This window comes from Snodgrassella alvi, from assembly GCF_002777855.1.
In the GTDB taxonomy this organism is placed as follows: Bacteria; Pseudomonadota; Gammaproteobacteria; order Burkholderiales; family Neisseriaceae; genus Snodgrassella; species Snodgrassella alvi_E.
In genome coordinates this window covers 1-18036 of the sequence record NZ_MEIK01000019.1, presented here as the reverse complement: position 1 = coordinate 18036, position 18036 = coordinate 1, and the positions used below count along the sequence as shown (strand labels likewise).

Here is an 18036-nt window from a genome sequence, read left to right as displayed (position 1 = left end):
TTGGAAGCAGCTTCAAGAAGGGCTAAAACCGTTACGCTGATAGAAAAAAATCGTCTGGTGGCACAGGCAATAAAAAATAACCTTCAACAATTGAATTTCAATCAGGTAGAACTTATTTGTACAGATGCACAGAATTTTCTCGCAACTAACAGCCGGCAGTTTGACATAATATTTCTCGATCCGCCTTACCAATGGCAGCAGTGGCCAGACCTTATGCAAGCCCTTGTCCCGCATCTGAGACCTCAAGCACATATCTATCTTGAAAGTGATACATTACCAACGCTGCCAACTGGGTGGCAGATACTGCGAGAGGGTAAATCAGGAATAAGTCGTTTTGAATTATTAACTTACTGTAAACCAGAAGCACCCTGATTAACAGGCACTCAATGGGATACAGACAAAATAATGGTATAATCCGCGCCCAACGGTTTTGAGTAAAATTTAACGATAAAGGAAAAACATGTCACTCTTGATAACAGATGAGTGCATTAATTGCGACGTATGCGAGCCTGAGTGCCCAAACAACGCTATTTATCAGGGCGATGAAATTTATGAGATCACCCCAGAACGGTGCACACAGTGTGTAGGTCATTATGATGAACCACAATGTCAGCAGGTTTGTCCGGTAGATTGCATCATCATTGATGAAGAACACCCAGAAAGCGAAGAGGAGCTGGAAGTTAAATATCAACGGCTGATGGCAGAAAAAGAATAAAACGACACAGGCTGAAATGTATTTGAAACAGTTAATTACTCTCTTAAGTAAAAAAAATTGCTTAAGAAGCTTGACGAAGATACAAATCAACATTATCATGCCGTTCTCTTTTGGAGGGATTCCCGAGCGGCCAAAGGGGGCAGACTGTAAATCTGTTGCGAAAGCTTCGAAGGTTCGAATCCTTCTCCCTCCACCAAATTCCAGTCTTACTTGGGGTAGTTTTTTTAAGTAAGTATGCGGGTGTAGCTCAATGGTAGAGCAGAAGCCTTCCAAGCTTACGGTGAGGGTTCGATTCCCTTCACCCGCTCCATATTAAGTAAATACCTACCGTAATGCCCATGTAGCTCAGGGGTAGAGCACTCCCTTGGTAAGGGAGAGGCCGACAGTTCAATTCTGTCCATGGGCACCACCTAAATTGATAAACCTAATCATCTTTAGATAGGAAGTAGCCATGGCTAAAGAAAAATTCGAGCGGAGCAAACCGCACGTAAACGTTGGCACCATTGGTCACGTTGACCATGGTAAAACCACATTGACTGCTGCAATCTGTACCATTTTGTCTAAAAAATTTGGTGGTGCAGCGAAAGCTTACGATCAGATTGACAATGCCCCGGAAGAAAAAGCCCGTGGTATTACTATTAATACATCACACGTAGAATACGAAACAGCCGAGCGTCACTATGCACATGTAGACTGCCCGGGACATGCTGACTATGTGAAAAACATGATTACCGGTGCTGCACAGATGGACGGTGCGATTCTGGTGGTATCTGCAGCTGATGGTCCTATGCCACAAACTCGTGAGCACATTCTGTTAGCGCGTCAGGTAGGTGTACCATACATCATCGTTTACATGAATAAATGTGACATGGTAGATGATGAAGAGTTGCTGGAACTGGTAGAAATGGAAATCCGTGATCTGCTGTCTAGCTACGAATTCCCAGGTGATGACGTTCCATTGATTAAAGGTTCTGCACTGAAAGCATTGGAAGGTGACCAGTCTGATATTGGTGAAGCTTCTATTATGGCTTTGGCTGATGCATTAGACAGCTACATCCCGACACCGGAACGTGCTGTAGACAAACCATTCCTGTTGCCGATTGAAGACGTATTCTCAATTTCAGGTCGTGGTACTGTGGTTACCGGACGTGTTGAACGCGGTGTAATCAACGTAGGTGACGAAATTGAAATCGTGGGTCTGAAAGACACCCAGAAAACTACTTGTACCGGTGTGGAAATGTTCCGCAAATTGCTGGATCAAGGTCAGGCTGGTGATAACGTAGGTGTATTGTTGCGTGGTACCAAACGTGAAGAAGTAGAACGTGGTCAAGTATTGGCAAAACCGGGCAGCATCACCCCGCACACCAAATTTAAAGCTGAAGTATACGTATTGAGCAAAGAAGAAGGTGGACGTCATACCCCATTCTTCGCAAACTACCGTCCGCAATTCTATTTCCGTACAACTGACGTAACAGGCGCAGTAAGTCTGGCAGAAGGTGTAGAAATGGTAATGCCGGGTGAAAACGTAACCATAGATGTAGAACTGATTCACCCGATTGCTATGGAAGAAGGCTTGCGCTTTGCGATTCGTGAAGGTGGCCGTACAGTTGGTGCCGGTGTGGTTGCTAAAGTTATCGCTTAAAGTTTTGTAGGCCAGTAGCTCAATTGGTAGAGTATCGGTCTCCAAAACCGAGGGTTGGGGGTTCGAGACCCTCCTGGCCTGCCAAAAAAACAGACTAATCGGCCATAGGTCGGTTAGTCTTTTTTGTATTAATAAAAAGGTGGTTGTATGGACAACAAAACATCGAAAGATGTGGGAGCCAAAACCAAAGCACAATTAAAAGCTGAAGCTAAGCAACAACAGCAACTGGAAATCAAGCGTAATAAACGTTTTGATTTTCTTAAATACACCTTTTCAGCCATACTGATTGCTGCAGGTATTCTGGCATTCTATACTTTGGATGCGCAATTACCGCTTTACATTCGTTATTTATTTCCTTTAATCGGCGTTGTAGCGGCCATTGTAATCGTATTTTTCTGGAGTACGGGCGGTCGTGAACTGACTGCTTATGTGCGCGATTGTGTGTCAGAAGCCAGAAAAGTAGTATGGCCTGAGCGCAATGAAGCATTGCGCATGACCCTGTTTGTACTGATATTTGTAGCTGTCTTGTCTTTATTTATTTGGGGTGTTGACAGCCTGATTTCATGGTTGTTGTTCGACATCTTTATGAAGAGGAGTTAAACATGGCAAAACAGTGGTATGTAGTACACGCTTATTCCGGTTTTGAAAAAAATGTTCAGAAAACCCTGAAAGAACGGATAGAACGTGAAGGAATGGGTGATTATTTTGGTCAGATACTGGTGCCGGTTGAAGAGGTAGTAGATATAAAAAATGGGCGCCGCAGTATTACTGAGCGTAAATTTTTCCCTGGTTACGTTCTGGTCGAAATGGACATGACTGATGCTTCATGGCATCTGGTCAAAAATACCCCGCGCGTTACTGGATTTATTGGTGGTACCGCTAATAAACCTTTGCCTATATCTGCTCGCGAAGTTGATGCTATTCTCCATCAGGTACAAAGTGGTGTAGAAAAACCGAAGCCTAAAGTTTTATTTGATGTGGGTCAGCAGGTACGCGTCAATGAAGGTCCATTTAAAGACTTTAATGGTGTCGTCGAAGAAGTTAATTACGAACGCAATAAATTGCGCGTTGCTGTACAGATATTCGGTCGTGAAACACCAGTAGAATTGGAATTTTCTCAAGTAGAAAAAATTTAACTGTAAAAAATACAACACGAATAAACCTGTGCTTGTAAGGGAAAGAAATTTTCTTTATAATCATGGGTCTTGCTTTTGGGGAGCAGTATTAACTGCGTCATACCCGTTTATTTGGAGTTTAAACAAGTGGCAAAAAAAATTGTAGGCTACATCAAACTGCAGATTCCTGCAGGTAAAGCCAATCCATCTCCTCCGGTTGGCCCGGCTTTGGGTCAGCGCGGCCTGAATATCATGGAATTCTGTAAAGCATTCAATGCAGCTACGCAGAATGTAGAACCTGGCTTGCCGGTTCCGGTAGTGATTACTGCTTTTGCAGATAAATCATTTACCTTCGTGATGAAAACCCCTCCAGCATCTATTTTGCTGAAAAAAGCAGCTGGATTGCAAAAAGGCAGCTCTAACCCTCTAACACAAAAAGTGGGTAAGGTAACTCGTGCTCAGCTGGAAGAAATCGCCAAGGCTAAAGAGCCTGATCTGACTGCTGCTGATTTGGACGCAGCGGTACGCACCATCGCTGGTAGCGCCCGTTCAATGGGTTTAGATGTGGAGGGTGTGTAAATGGCAAAACTTTCTAAACGTATGCAGGCTATTCGTGCTGCTGTAGAAACCAACAAATTGTACGCCATTGATGAAGCATTGAATCTGGTTAAAGCCAATGCGACTGCTAAATTTGATGAATCTATTGATGTATCCTTTAATCTGGGCGTGGATGCACGTAAATCTGATCAGGTAATTCGTGGTTCAGTGGTATTACCTAAAGGTACCGGTAAAACCGTGCGCGTTGCGGTATTCACTCAAGGTGCTAATGCTGAAGCAGCTAAGGCGGCTGGTGCTGACGTAGTAGGCTTTGATGATCTGGCTGCTGAAGTTAAAGCGGGTAATCTGAATTTTGATGTGGTAATTGCTTCACCAGATGCCATGCGTGTAGTTGGTCAGCTGGGTACCATTCTAGGTCCGCGTGGCCTGATGCCGAATCCTAAAGTAGGTACTGTTACCCCGAATGTGGCCGAAGCAGTGAAAAATGCTAAAGCTGGTCAGGTGCAGTATCGTACTGATAAAGCAGGTATTGTGCATGCTACTATTGGGCGTGCTTCTTTCGAAGCTGCTGATTTGCGTGAAAACTTTAATGCATTGCTAGATGCTATTGTAAAAGCTAAACCGGCAGCGGCTAAAGGTCAATATCTGCGTAAAATTGCAGTTTCTAGCACTATGGGTGCTGGCCTGCGTGTTGACAGTGCTTCTGTAACTAATTAAGCAGTAAATATATAATAATATAGTTATTGGCAGTCTGAATCAATTTTAGGCTGCCATCTAAATTCATATAAATGGTATGCATTTATATGTCGGGCTACTTAGAAATAAGTAGATGTCCAAGACCGTAGGGAATCTGTACAAATTGTATAGATTTTAAAAGTGTACCCTACGCAGACGGTAGTCCCAGATAATCTTAAGTAAGTGTGCTTACGGATGTCTTTTTGGGTTGCCGCGCTGGGTGGAGTAATACACGTATTACTCTGTTTAAAAACAGTGGGAGGTAGACCTTGAGTCTCAATATTGAAACCAAGCAAGCAGCCGTAGCCGAAATCGTAGCAGCCATTGCTAACGCTCAAACTATGGTTATTGCCGAGTATCGTGGTATCAGTGTTGCCAGCATGACCGAACTGCGTGCCAATGCCCGTAAAGCAGGTGTATATCTGCATGTATTGAAAAATACATTGGCTCGTCGCGCTGTTGAAGGTACTTCATTTGCCGGATTAGCTGACCAGATGGTTGGTCCGTTGGTTTATGCGGTTTCTGAAGACCCGGTAGCTGCTGCAAAAGTACTGCACCAGTTCTCAAAAAAAGATGAAAAAATCGTATTGAAAGCAGGTTCATATAATGGTGACTTGCTGGACGTTGCTCAGGTGGCAGAGCTTGCTTCTATACCGAGCCGCGACGAATTGCTGGCCAAATTGCTGGGTATTATGCAAGCACCTGTTTCTGGCTTTGCCCGTGCGCTGGCTGCTTTGGCCGAGAAAAAAGCCGGCGAAGAAGCTGCATAATTTTCATCCTCTATATATTTAAATTTACATTCTCAATTATTGGAGTTTAATAGCATGGCTATTACTAAAGAAGACATCCTGGAAGCAGTTGGTAACCTGACCGTAATGGAATTGAACGACCTGGTTAAAGCTTTTGAAGAAAAATTTGGTGTATCTGCAGCTGCTTTGGCTGTTGCTGGTGGCGGTGCTGCCGGTGGTGCTGCTGCCGCTGAAGAAAAAACTGAATTTGATGTAGTATTGACTTCTGCTGGTGCACAAAAAGTTGGCGTGATTAAAGTGGTTCGTGCCATCACTGGCTTGGGTCTGAAAGAAGCTAAAGACTTGGTAGATGGCGCACCTAAAACTCTTAAAGAAGGTGTATCTCAGGCTGAAGCTGACGATATCAAAAAACAACTGGAAGAAGCCGGCGCTTCTGTCGAAATTAAGTAATTTCAGTTGTGCTTTACAGGCTGGTAGCTTAGGCTACCAGCCTGCTTTCGCTTGTCTACCTAAAGTGAAATTTTATAAATATTTACATAAATAGCCATTATTTACTCAATTTTACCTTGTTAGTTTGGCTAATTGCCTGAGTATTTATAAAACCTTACTTGCCAAACCTCCCTACTGGAGACTGTTCATGTCCTACTCTTTTACTGAAAAAAAACGCATCCGTAAAAGCTTTGCCAAACGCGCCAATGTATTGGAAGTGCCGTTTTTATTGGCTACGCAGTTGGATTCTTATACACAGTTTTTGCAGATGGAAACGCCTTTTGACCAACGCGCCGACATGGGTCTTCAGGCGGCATTCCAGTCTATTTTTCCGATTATCAGTCATAACGGTTATGCACGTCTTGAATTCACGCATTATGTTTTAGGCGAGCCATTATTTGATATTCCTGAATGTCAATTACGCGGTATTACCTATGCTGCTCCATTACGAGCTCGTATCCGTCTAGTTATCTTGGACAAAGAGTCATCTAAACCGAATGTCGTAAAAGAAGTACGTGAAAATGAAGTTTACATGGGTGAAATACCATTGATGACACCGAGTGGTTCGTTCATCATCAATGGTACTGAGCGTGTGATTGTGTCACAGTTGCACCGTTCGCCTGGGGTATTTTTTGAGCACGACCGTGGTAAATCACATTCGTCCGGTAAGTTGCTGTTTTCAGCTCGAATTATTCCTTACCGTGGTTCATGGTTAGATTTTGAATTTGACCCGAAAGACCTGCTCTATTTCCGTATTGACCGTCGCCGCAAGATGCCGGTAACGATTTTGCTTAAAGCATTGGGTTTCACGCCAGAACAGATTCTAAACATGTTCTATGATCGTGAAAGCTACCATCTGTCTAAAGATGGCGTGCATACTAATTTGATTCCATCTCGTCTGAAAGGTGAAACTGCTAAATTTGATTTAGTCGACAAAGATGGCAAAGTGTTGGTGCAGAAAGGCAAACGCATCAATGCTAAAAATATTCGTGATATTGTTGCCGCTGATATTAAATGGTTAGAAGTTGAACCAGAAAGCCTGATAGGTAAGGTGCTGGCTACAGATGTCATCGTGCCGGATACTGGAGAAGTGCTAGCTAAAACCAACGATGAAATCACTGAAGAATTATTGGCTCAGTTTGATATTCAGGGAGTTAAAGAAATTTCTACTCTCTATATCAATGATCTGGATCAGGGTGGCTATGTATCCAATACTCTGCGCACCGATGAAACTGATGGGCAGCAGGCTGCACGCATTGCCATTTACCGCATGATGCGGCCTGGTGAGCCACCAACCGAAGATGCCGTTGAAGCATTATTTAACCGTTTGTTCTTCAACGAAGACAGTTATGACCTATCTCGTGTCGGCCGGATGAAATTTAATACTCGTACTTATCAGCAGAAACTGCTGGAAGCACAACAAGAATCCTGGTATGGCCGTCTGATGACACAGACTTTTGCTGATGCCGATAAAGAAGGCAATCATGTGCTGACTATTCCGGATATCGTGTCAGTCATTGCTACGTTGGTTGAACTGCGCAATGGTCATGGTGAAGTCGATGATATCGATCATCTGGGTAATCGTCGTGTGCGTTCCGTTGGCGAGCTGGCCGAAAATCAGTTTCGCAGTGGTCTGTCACGTGTAGAACGAGCTGTAAAAGAGCGTTTGAATCAGGCTGAATCCGAAAATCTGATGCCGCACGATTTGATTAACGCTAAGCCTGTATCTGCTGCGATAAAAGAATTTTTTGGATCCAGCCAGTTATCCCAGTTTATGGATCAGACCAATCCACTTTCTGAAATTACGCATAAGCGTCGTGTTTCTGCGCTGGGTCCGGGTGGTCTGACGCGTGAACGTGCCGGCTTTGAAGTACGTGACGTACATCCGACTCATTATGGTCGCGTGTGTCCGATTGAAACACCGGAAGGCCCGAACATTGGCTTGATTAACTCTCTGGCTGTCTATGCGCGTACCAATAAATATGGCTTCTTGGAAACCCCTTACCGTCGTGTTGTGGATGGTAAAGTAACCAATGATATTGACTACCTGTCTGCTATCGAAGAAGGTCGTTTTGTTATTGCTCAGGCCAATGCTGATTTGGATAATGAAGGACGCATTATTGGTGATCTGGTTACCTGTCGTGAAAAAGGTGAAACCATTATGGCTACCCCTGACCGCGTGCAATATATGGACGTGGCAACAGGGCAGGTAGTTTCCGTGGCAGCTTCATTGATTCCATTCCTGGAGCACGATGACGCGAACCGTGCCTTGATGGGTGCCAACATGCAACGTCAGGCTGTTCCTTGTCTGCGTGCAGAAAAACCACTGGTGGGTACCGGTATTGAGCGTTCTGTTGCGATTGACAGTGCGACTGCCATTGCCGCTAGCCGTGGTGGTGTCGTTGAATACGTTGATGCCAACCGTGTAGTAGTACGCGTTAACGACGATGAAGCCACTGCTGGTGAAGTGGGTGTGGATATTTACAATCTGGTGAAATTCACCCGTTCTAACCAGTCAACCAACATTAACCAGCGTCCGGCCGTACAAAAAGGTGACGTGATTGCCCGTGGTGATGTGATTGCCGACGGGGCATCAACCGATTTGGGCGAATTGGCACTGGGTCAGAACATGACCATCGCCTTCATGCCATGGAATGGTTACAACTATGAAGACTCAATTCTGATTTCAGAACGAGTGGTTGCTGGTGATCGTTATACCTCTATCCACATTGAAGAATTGAATGTGGTATCACGTGACACCAAACTGGGGGCGGAAGAAATTACCCGCGATATCCCGAATCTGTCTGAGCGCATGCAAAACCGTTTGGATGAATCAGGTATTGTGTACATTGGCGCTGAAGTTGAGGCCGGTGACGTTTTAGTGGGTAAGGTAACACCTAAAGGTGAAACTCAGCTGACACCAGAAGAAAAACTGCTGCGTGCCATTTTTGGTGAAAAAGCCAGTGATGTTAAAGATACTTCTTTACGTATGCCTACCGGCATGAGCGGTACCGTGATTGACGTACAGGTATTTACCCGTGAAGGCATTGAACGCGATAAACGTGCTAAAGCCATTATTGATGCAGAGCTAAAACGCTATCGCCAGAACCTGACTGACCAGCTGCGTATTTTCAATGACGATGCTTTTGACCGTATCGAACGCTTAATTTTGGGTCAGAAAGTAAATGGTGGTCCGCTGAAGCTGGCTAAAGGCAGTGAAGTGACTAAAGACTACCTAGCCTCATTGCCTAGTCGCCATGACTGGTTTGATATTCGTCTTAGTGATGAAAGCATTGCCAAGCAAGTGGAACTGATTAAAGAAAGTTTACAAGCTAAACATGAAGAATCAGACGCTCAGTACGAAATCAAGAAGAAAAAACTGACTCAGGGCGATGAACTGCAGCCGGGCGTACAGAAGATGGTTAAAGTCTTTATCGCCATCAAACGCCGCCTGAAAGCAGGTGACAAAATGGCTGGTCGTCACGGTAATAAAGGTGTGGTATCTCGCATTCTGCCAGTTGAAGACATGCCGTATATGGCTGACGGCCGTTCTGTGGACATTGTACTGAATCCACTGGGTGTGCCAAGCCGTATGAACATTGGTCAGATTCTGGAAGTGCATTTAGGTTGGGCTGCCAAAGGTATTGGTGAACGCATCGACCGCATGCTGACCGAAAAACGTGCTGCTGATGAAGTTCGTGCTTTCCTTGAGAAGGTATACAACAGCAGTGGTAAGAAAGAAGATTTGTCTCAGTTTAATGATGAAGAAATCATCAATCTGGCTCAACATCTGCGTAAAGGGATGACTGTAGCCACCCCAGTATTTGATGGTGCGGAAGAATCCGAAATTAAAAACATGCTGGCACTGGCCTATCCTGAAGACGATCCGGAAATCCAGAAACTGGGCTTTAACGATACCCGTACGCAGATGACCCTGTACGATGGTCGTACTGGTGAAGCTTTTGACCGTAAAGTCACCGTTGGTGTGATGCATTACCTCAAACTGCACCATTTGGTGGATGAAAAAATGCATGCCCGTTCAACTGGTCCGTACAGTCTGGTGACACAACAGCCGCTGGGTGGTAAAGCTCAGTTTGGTGGTCAGCGTTTTGGTGAGATGGAGGTGTGGGCACTGGAAGCTTATGGTGCTGCTTATACCCTGCAGGAAATGTTGACTGTGAAATCAGATGATGTGAACGGTCGCACCAAAATGTACGAAAACATTGTTAAAGGCGAATACAAAATCGATGCCGGTATGCCGGAATCTTTCAATGTGTTGTTGAAAGAAATTCGCTCTTTGGGCTTGGATATGGATTTGGAACGTTATTAACCGACACCGGTCGCATGCAGTAGCAGCTACTGCATGCGGCATCGTCAGGAGCAAATATGAAAGCTTTATCAGACTTATTTAATCCGCTGCAAAATGCCAGTGCCGAAGAAGAATTTGACGCGATCAAAATCGGTATTGCATCGCCGGATACCATTCGTTCTTGGTCGTACGGTGAAGTGAAAAAGCCGGAAACGATCAATTACCGTACTTTCAAACCGGAACGTGACGGCCTGTTCTGTGCCAAAATTTTTGGCCCGATTAAAGATTATGAGTGTTTGTGTGGTAAATACAAACGGTTGAAATTTCGTGGGGTAACCTGTGAAAAATGTGGTGTGGAAGTAACCTTGTCCAAAGTGCGTCGTGAACGCATGGGACATATTGAATTGGCCGCACCCGTAGCGCATATCTGGTTTCTGAAATCGTTACCATCCCGTTTGGGTATGGTGCTGGATATGACATTGCGTGATATTGAACGCATTCTGTATTTTGAAGCTTATGTGGTTACAGACCCAGGCTTGACTTCATTGCAGCCGCGTCAGTTGCTGAGTGAAGAAGAATACATCAGCAAATATGAAGAATTTGGCGGTGACTTTGAGGCCAAGATGGGCGCAGAAGGTATTCGTGACCTGTTGCGTGCCATGGATATTGCCCATGAAGTAACGGTATTGCGGCAGGAACTGGAATCCACCAGTTCTGATACCAAAATCAAAAAAATCGCTAAACGTCTGAAAGTACTGGAAGCATTCCAGCGTTCCGGCATGAAGCTGGAATGGATGATTATGGACGTGTTGCCAGTATTGCCACCGGATCTGCGTCCGCTGGTACCGCTGGATGGTGGTCGTTTTGCTACTTCTGACTTGAATGATCTATATCGTCGTGTTATCAACCGTAATAACCGTCTGAAACGCTTGCTTGAATTGCGTGCACCAGACATCATCGTACGCAATGAAAAACGTATGCTGCAAGAAGCAGTTGATTCACTATTGGATAATGGTCGTCGTGGTAAAGCCATGACCGGAGCTAATAAGCGTCCGTTGAAATCACTGGCCGACATGATTAAAGGTAAGGGCGGTCGTTTCCGTCAAAACTTGCTGGGTAAACGTGTGGATTATTCCGGCCGTTCTGTAATTACAGTAGGTCCGTACCTGCGTCTACACCAGTGTGGTCTGCCGAAAAAAATGGCTTTGGAGCTGTTCAAACCATTTATTTTCCACAAACTGGAACAACTTGACCCAACTGTGACCACCATCAAAAAAGCCAAAAAGATGGTGGAACAGGAAGAACCGATTGTATGGGATATTCTCGAAGATGTGATTCGTGAACATCCGATATTGCTTAACCGTGCACCAACCTTGCACCGTCTGGGTATTCAAGCGTTTGAACCGATTCTGATTGAAGGTAAAGCGATTCAGCTGCACCCATTGGTTTGTACTGCGTTTAATGCCGACTTTGACGGTGACCAGATGGCGGTACACGTACCTTTGAGTTTGGAAGCACAAATGGAAGCACGCACTTTGATGCTGGCTTCTAATAACGTGTTGTCACCAGCCAATGGTGACCCGATTATCGTGCCATCACAGGATATCGTATTGGGTCTGTACTACATGACCCGCGACAAAATTAACGGCAAAGGTGAAGGCAGCCTGTTTGCGGATGTGAAAGAAGTCCATCGTGCTTATCAGACCCGTCAGGTTGAGCTCGGTACCAAAATTACCGTGCGTCTGCGCGAATGGGTGAAAAACGGTCAGGATGAGTTTGTGCCAGTGGTAAATCGCTACGAAACCACCGTTGGACGTGCGTTGCTGTCAGAAATTTTGCCTAAAGGCCTGTCGTTCGAACACATTAACAAAACGCTGAAGAAAAAAGAAATTTCTAAGCTGATTAATGCTTCGTTCCGTCGCTGTGGCTTGCGCGATACCGTCATCTTCGCTGACCATCTGATGTATACCGGTTATGCGTTCTCTACTCGTGCTGGTATCTCCATCTGTGTAGATGACATGCTGGTGCCAGAAAGCAAACCGCAGTTGCTGGCTGAAGCCAATGCCGAAGTGAAAGAGATTGAAGATCAGTACCGTCAGGGTTTGGTTACCAACGGTGAACGCTACAACAAAGTTGTCGATATCTGGGGTCGTACCGGTGATAAGATTGCCAAAGCGATGATGGATAATCTGTCTACCCAGAAAGTGGTTGACCGTGACGGCAATTTGGTTGATCAGGAATCCTTCAACTCCATCTACATGATGGCTGACTCAGGCGCCCGTGGGTCTGCGGCGCAGATTAAACAGCTATCTGGTATGCGTGGTTTGATGGCCAAACCAGATGGTTCCATTATTGAAACACCGATTACGTCCAACTTCCGCGAAGGTCTGACGGTATTACAGTACTTTATTTCTACCCACGGTGCGCGTAAGGGTCTGGCTGATACGGCGCTGAAAACCGCGAACTCTGGTTATCTGACTCGCCGTCTGGTCGATGTAACTCAAGATTTGGTGGTAGTAGAAGATGATTGTGGAACCAGTGATGGTTTTGTGATGAAAGCTGTGGTGCAGGGTGGTGATATTATTGAATCCCTGCGTGACCGCGTTTTGGGACGTGTTACTGCTGAAGATGTTGTGGATCCGACCAGTGGCGAAACACTAGTCGAAGCCGGAACGTTATTGAACGAAAGTCTGGTTGATTTAATCGACAATTCTGGTGTCGATGAAGTTAAAGTACGCACACCAATTACTTGTAAAACTCGCCATGGCTTGTGTGCCAAATGTTATGGCCGAGATCTGGCGCGCGGTAAACTAGTGAATGCTGGTGAATCTGTTGGTGTGATTGCAGCGCAATCCATTGGTGAACCGGGTACTCAGCTGACCATGCGTACTTTCCACATTGGTGGTGCGGCATCTCGAGCTGCTGCAGCCAGCCAGGTAGAAGCTAAATCAGGTGGTACTGTACGTTTCTCCAGCCAGATGCGCTACGTAGCTAACAATAAGGGTGAACTGGTTGTAATTGGTCGTTCATCCGAAATCGTGATTCATGATGATATCGGTCGTGAGCGTGAGCGCCATAAAGTACCTTACGGTGCACTCTTGCAGGTCAAAGATGGCGGCGTAGTTAAAGCTGGTCAAACTCTGGCTACATGGGATCCGCATACCCGTCCGATGATTACTGAATTTGCCGGTCGTGTACGCTTCGAAAATATCGAAGAAGGCGTGACTGTAGCGAAACAGACCGATGATGTAACTGGTTTGTCTACACTGGTGGTGATTGATGGTAAACGTCGTTCTTCTACCCAGTCTAAGCTACTGCGTCCAACCGTTAAACTATTGGATGACAAAGGCGAAGAAATTCGCATGGCTGGTAGTGAAACTGCTGTTTCCATGGCCTTCCCAGTAGGTGCGGTGATTACCGTGCGTGAAGGACAGGAAGTCGGTAAAGGTGATGTGCTGGCGCGTATTCCGCAGGCTTCATCTAAAACCCGCGATATTACCGGTGGTCTGCCGCGTGTGGCCGAGTTGTTCGAAGCGCGCACCCCGAAAGACGTTGGCATGCTGGCTGAGGTAACCGGTACCGTATCCTTTGGTAAGGAAACCAAAGGCAAACAGCGTCTGATTATCACTGATGCAGATGGTGTAGCCTTTGAAACCCTGATTTCCAAAGAAAAGCAGGTACTGGTACACGATGGTCAGGTGGTGAATCGTGGTGAAGTCATTGTTGATGGTGCGGTGGATCCACATGATATTCTGCGTTTGCAAGGAATTGAAGCGCTGGCGCGCTATATCGTACAGGAAGTACAAGAAGTGTATCGCCTGCAAGGTGTGAAGATTTCCGACAAACACATCGAAGTGATTATTCGCCAGATGCTGCGTCGTGTGAACATTGCTGATGCTGGTGACAGCCACTTCATTACTGGTGAGCAGGTTGAGCGTGGTGATGTGATGATTGCCAACGAAAAACTGTTGGCAGAAGGTAAAGAACCGGTGCGTTTTGATAACGTATTGCTGGGTATCACCAAAGCATCGTTGTCTACTGATTCCTTTATCTCTGCTGCTTCCTTCCAGGAAACTACCCGAGTTCTGACGGAAGCTGCCATCATGGGTAAACGTGATGATTTACGCGGTCTGAAAGAAAACGTAATTGTGGGTCGTTTGATTCCGGCCGGTACCGGTCTGACCTATCACCGTAGCCGTCGTCAGAAATGGCAGGAGCAAGTGGCGGCTGAAGCGGCAGATAAAGGTGAGTAACCAAAATTGCTGCTGAAAGCTAAAACAAACCGCTGAAAAATTTTCAGCGGTTTGTTTTATGTTTATGGTTTTATATGATTGTTTTTCCAGCAGATATATTGGCGCGGTAGCTTGATTATCTTGACTGGGTAATAAATCAAGTGTTAAAATAGCAGCTTTGCCGACATGGTGTCGGCATGTATTGACTCAACAGGATAAAGAGAAAATATGCCTACTATCAACCAATTGGTACGCAAAGGACGTCAGGCTCCGGTTTACGTCAACAAAGTACCTGCTCTGGAGGCTTGCCCTCAGAAACGTGGTGTGTGCACCCGTGTATACACCACCACCCCTAAAAAACCTAACTCAGCTCTGCGTAAAGTATGCAAAGTGCGTCTGACCAACGGATATGAAGTAATTTCATACATCGGCGGTGAAGGCCACAACCTGCAAGAACACAGCGTAGTACTGATTCGCGGCGGTCGTGTAAAAGACTTGCCAGGTGTGCGTTATCACACCGTACGTGGTTCTTTGGACACTGCTGGTGTTAAAGACCGCAAACAGTCCCGTTCTAAATACGGTGCTAAACGTCCTAAATAATGGGACGCATCGGCAGGAAAACTGTCGAGTAAGTGAATATTTACATAAATATTCGTGGGTAAATCCCAGCTGAATAGTTTAAGGAAATTGAAATGCCAAGACGTAGAGAAGTCCCGAAACGTGACATATTGCCAGATCCGAAATTCGGCAGTATCGAACTATCTAAATTCATGAATGTGCTGATGATTGACGGTAAAAAATCTGTGGCTGAACGCATTGTATATGGTGCGCTGGAACAGATTGAAAAGAAAACCGGCAAAGAAGCCATTGAAGTGTTTAACGAAGCCATTGCCAACGCCAAACCGGTTGTAGAAGTAAAAAGCCGTCGTGTCGGTGGTGCAAACTATCAAGTTCCTGTTGAGGTTCGTCCTGCCCGCCGTCTGGCTCTGGCCATGCGCTGGGTACGTGATGCGGCTCGTAAACGCGGCGAAAAATCCATGGATTTGCGTCTGGCTGGTGAATTGATTGATGCGGCAGAAGGCCGCGGCGGTGCATTGAAAAAACGTGAGGAAGTACATCGTATGGCCGAAGCCAACAAAGCCTTCTCTCACTTCCGCTTCTAATGCAGAAAGGCAATTATCGTGGCTCGTAAAACCCCTATTGAGCAATACCGTAATATCGGTATTTCTGCACATATTGATGCTGGTAAAACCACCACTTCAGAACGTATTCTGTTTTACACCGGCATGACTCACAAACTGGGTGAAGTGCATGATGGTGCGGCCACTACTGACTGGATGGAGCAGGAACAGGAGCGCGGTATTACCATTACCTCGGCTGCTGTAACTACTTTCTGGAAAGGTATGGCCGGCCAGTTTAAAGAACATCGTCTAAATATTATTGATACCCCGGGACACGTAGACTTTACCGTTGAGGTGGAACGTTCTATGCGTGTACTGGATGGCGCAGTGATGGTTTACTGTGCTGTGGGCGGTGTACAGCCTCAGTCTGAGACTGTATGGCGTCAGGCCAACAAATATAAAGTGCCTCGTCTGGCTTTCGTCAACAAAATGGACCGTCAGGGCGCTAACTTCTTCCGCGTGGTAGAACAGATGCAAACCCGTCTGCGTGCCAATCCGGTACCGGTTGTCATTCCGGTGGGTGCGGAAGATGGCTTTGAAGGCGTAGTTGATTTGCTGAAAATGCAGGCTATCGTATGGGATGATGCTACTCAGGGTCTGAAATTTGAGTATGCGGATATTCCGGCTGATCTGAAAGACGTAGCTGAAGAATGGCGCGAAAAAATGGTGGAAGCTGCGGCTGAAGCCAACGAAGAACTGATGGAAAAATACCTTGGCGGCGAAGAGCTGAGCGAGGAAGAAATTGTTGCTGCACTGCGTGCACGTACACTGGCTGGCGAAATTCAGCCAGTATTGTGTGGTTCTGCGTTTAAGAACAAAGGTGTACAACGTTTGCTGGACGCTGTGGTTGAATATCTGCCTAGCCCGACAGACATTCCACCAGTTGCAGGTGAAACACCTGACGGTGAAAAAGACAGCCGTAAAGCCAGTGATGATGAGAAATTCTCTGCATTGGCGTTCAAGCTGATGAACGACAAATACGTTGGTCAGCTGACTTTCATCCGTGTGTATTCCGGCGTAGTAAAATCCGGTGATACCGTAGTGAACTCTGTGAAAGGCACCAAAGAACGTATTGGTCGTCTGGTACAGATGAAAGCCAATGACCGTGACGAAATCGAAGAAGTTCGTGCCGGTGACATTGCTGCAGTGATTGGTCTGAAAGATGTGACTACCGGTGAAACTCTGTGTGATACTGATGCGCCGATTATTTTGGAACGCATGGAATTCCCAGAACCCGTAATTCACGTTGCGGTTGAACCGAAAACCAAAGCTGACCAGGAAAAAATGGGTCTGGCTCTGAACCGTTTGGCTAAAGAAGATCCTTCTTTCCGCGTGAAAACCGACGAAGAATCTGGTCAGACCATTATTTCCGGTATGGGTGAATTGCATCTGGAAATTATTGTCGACCGTATGAAACGTGAATTTGGCGTAGAAGCCAATGTGGGTGCTCCACAAGTGGCTTATCGTGAAACCATTCGTAAATCAGTGGAATCCGAAGCTAAATACGTTAAACAGTCTGGCGGTAAAGGTCAGTATGGTCACGTAGTAATCACCATGGAACCTCTGGAACCAGGTGGTGTGAACTACGAATTCATCGACGAGATTAAAGGTGGTGTGATTCCACGCGAATTCATCCCGTCTGTGGATAAAGGTATCCGCGATACCATGACCAACGGTATTTTGGCTGGCTATCCAGTAGTGGATATCCGTGTACGTCTGACCTTCGGTTCTTACCATGATGTGGACTCTTCACAAATCGCATTTGAATTAGCCGGTTCTATGGCATTCAAAGACGGTATGCGTAAGGCTTCTCCAGTATTACTGGAACCAATTATGGCTGTTGAAGTAGAAACACCGGAAGACTACATGGGTGATGTGATGGGTGACCTGAATCGTCGCCGTGGTATCGTACTGGGTATGGATGATGATGGTATCGGCGGTAAGAAAGTACGCGCTGAAGTACCATTGGCAGAAATGTTCGGTTACTCAACCGATCTGCGTTCCGCTACTCAAGGTCGCGCTACATACTCCATGGAATTCAAAAAATACGCTGAAGCGCCTAACAACGTAGCTGAGCAAGTCATTGCTGCCCGTAAAGGCTAAAGTGTTTATAGATAACCTAGAAGCATGACGCTTTTAGGTTATCATCGTTCTTTAATTGATCTTTATTCAAGGAAACTTAGCTCATGGCTAAAGAAAAATTCGAGCGGAGCAAACCGCACGTAAACGTTGGCACCATTGGTCACGTTGACCATGGTAAAACCACATTGACTGCTGCAATCTGTACCATTTTGTCTAAAAAATTTGGTGG

General features: G+C 45.8%; 15 protein-coding genes and 4 tRNA genes. All 19 read left to right on the top strand.

Features of this window, described 5'->3' with window-relative positions:
• The coding region (locus BHC43_RS03270) for an RsmD family RNA methyltransferase (RefSeq protein ID WP_100156506.1) at window positions 1–372 on the top strand (372 nt) is incomplete at its 5' end.
• An 88-nt stretch (window positions 373–460) separates the two neighbouring features.
• Entirely contained in the window at window positions 461–715 is a 255-nt protein-coding gene (locus tag BHC43_RS03265) for a YfhL family 4Fe-4S dicluster ferredoxin (protein WP_100156482.1), read from the top strand.
• Between the two features lie 112 nt (window positions 716–827).
• Window positions 828–911 (top strand) — tRNA-Tyr (locus BHC43_RS03260).
• 40 nt (window positions 912–951) lie between these two features.
• Window positions 952–1025: transfer RNA gene (locus tag BHC43_RS03255), tRNA-Gly, on the top strand.
• 24 nt (window positions 1026–1049) lie between these two features.
• Window positions 1050–1124: transfer RNA gene (locus BHC43_RS03250), tRNA-Thr, on the top strand.
• 42 nt (window positions 1125–1166) lie between these two features.
• Entirely contained in the window at window positions 1167–2357 is a 1191-nt protein-coding gene (gene tuf, locus BHC43_RS03245; RefSeq protein WP_100140805.1) for an elongation factor Tu, read from the top strand.
• A gap of 8 nt (window positions 2358–2365) precedes the next feature.
• Window positions 2366–2441: transfer RNA gene (locus BHC43_RS03240), tRNA-Trp, on the top strand.
• A gap of 63 nt (window positions 2442–2504) precedes the next feature.
• Window positions 2505–2957, top strand: coding sequence for a preprotein translocase subunit SecE (gene secE, locus BHC43_RS03235; RefSeq protein WP_100140813.1), 453 nt, complete (start codon window positions 2505–2507; stop codon window positions 2955–2957).
• A 2-nt stretch (window positions 2958–2959) separates the two neighbouring features.
• On the top strand, window positions 2960–3493 hold the full coding sequence (nusG, locus tag BHC43_RS03230; RefSeq protein WP_100140812.1) for a transcription termination/antitermination protein NusG: 534 nt from the start codon (window positions 2960–2962) through the stop codon (window positions 3491–3493).
• Window positions 3494–3619: 126 nt separating this feature from the next.
• Complete coding sequence (rplK, locus tag BHC43_RS03225; protein WP_037406890.1) at window positions 3620–4051, top strand: 50S ribosomal protein L11; 432 nt, start codon at window positions 3620–3622, stop codon at window positions 4049–4051.
• Complete coding sequence (rplA, locus tag BHC43_RS03220) at window positions 4052–4747, top strand: 50S ribosomal protein L1 (protein ID WP_100140811.1); 696 nt, start codon at window positions 4052–4054, stop codon at window positions 4745–4747. It abuts the gene before it with no gap.
• A gap of 287 nt (window positions 4748–5034) precedes the next feature.
• On the top strand, window positions 5035–5535 hold the full coding sequence (gene rplJ / locus BHC43_RS03215) for a 50S ribosomal protein L10 (RefSeq protein WP_100140810.1): 501 nt from the start codon (window positions 5035–5037) through the stop codon (window positions 5533–5535).
• Between the two features lie 54 nt (window positions 5536–5589).
• A complete protein-coding gene (gene rplL / locus BHC43_RS03210) occupies window positions 5590–5964 on the top strand; it encodes a 50S ribosomal protein L7/L12 (RefSeq protein ID WP_100140809.1) in 375 nt (124 codons plus the stop codon).
• A gap of 187 nt (window positions 5965–6151) precedes the next feature.
• On the top strand, window positions 6152–10333 hold the full coding sequence (gene rpoB / locus BHC43_RS03205; protein ID WP_100140808.1) for a DNA-directed RNA polymerase subunit beta: 4182 nt from the start codon (window positions 6152–6154) through the stop codon (window positions 10331–10333).
• 56 nt (window positions 10334–10389) lie between these two features.
• Complete coding sequence (rpoC, locus tag BHC43_RS03200) at window positions 10390–14565, top strand: DNA-directed RNA polymerase subunit beta' (protein WP_100156505.1); 4176 nt, start codon at window positions 10390–10392, stop codon at window positions 14563–14565.
• Window positions 14566–14772: 207 nt separating this feature from the next.
• Window positions 14773–15144 (top strand): 30S ribosomal protein S12, encoded by a 372-nt coding sequence (rpsL, locus tag BHC43_RS03195; RefSeq protein ID WP_025329900.1) that lies wholly within the window; start codon window positions 14773–14775, stop codon window positions 15142–15144.
• 92 nt (window positions 15145–15236) lie between these two features.
• Entirely contained in the window at window positions 15237–15707 is a 471-nt protein-coding gene (rpsG, locus tag BHC43_RS03190) for a 30S ribosomal protein S7 (RefSeq protein ID WP_025329901.1), read from the top strand.
• A gap of 18 nt (window positions 15708–15725) precedes the next feature.
• The gene (fusA, locus tag BHC43_RS03185; protein ID WP_100140806.1) at window positions 15726–17828 is read left to right on the top strand and encodes an elongation factor G; all 2103 of its coding nucleotides are present in this window, start codon (window positions 15726–15728) and stop codon (window positions 17826–17828) included.
• An 83-nt stretch (window positions 17829–17911) separates the two neighbouring features.
• A partial coding sequence (locus BHC43_RS03180) for a GTP-binding protein (protein WP_257377974.1) occupies window positions 17912–18036 on the top strand: 125 nt, incomplete at its 3' end.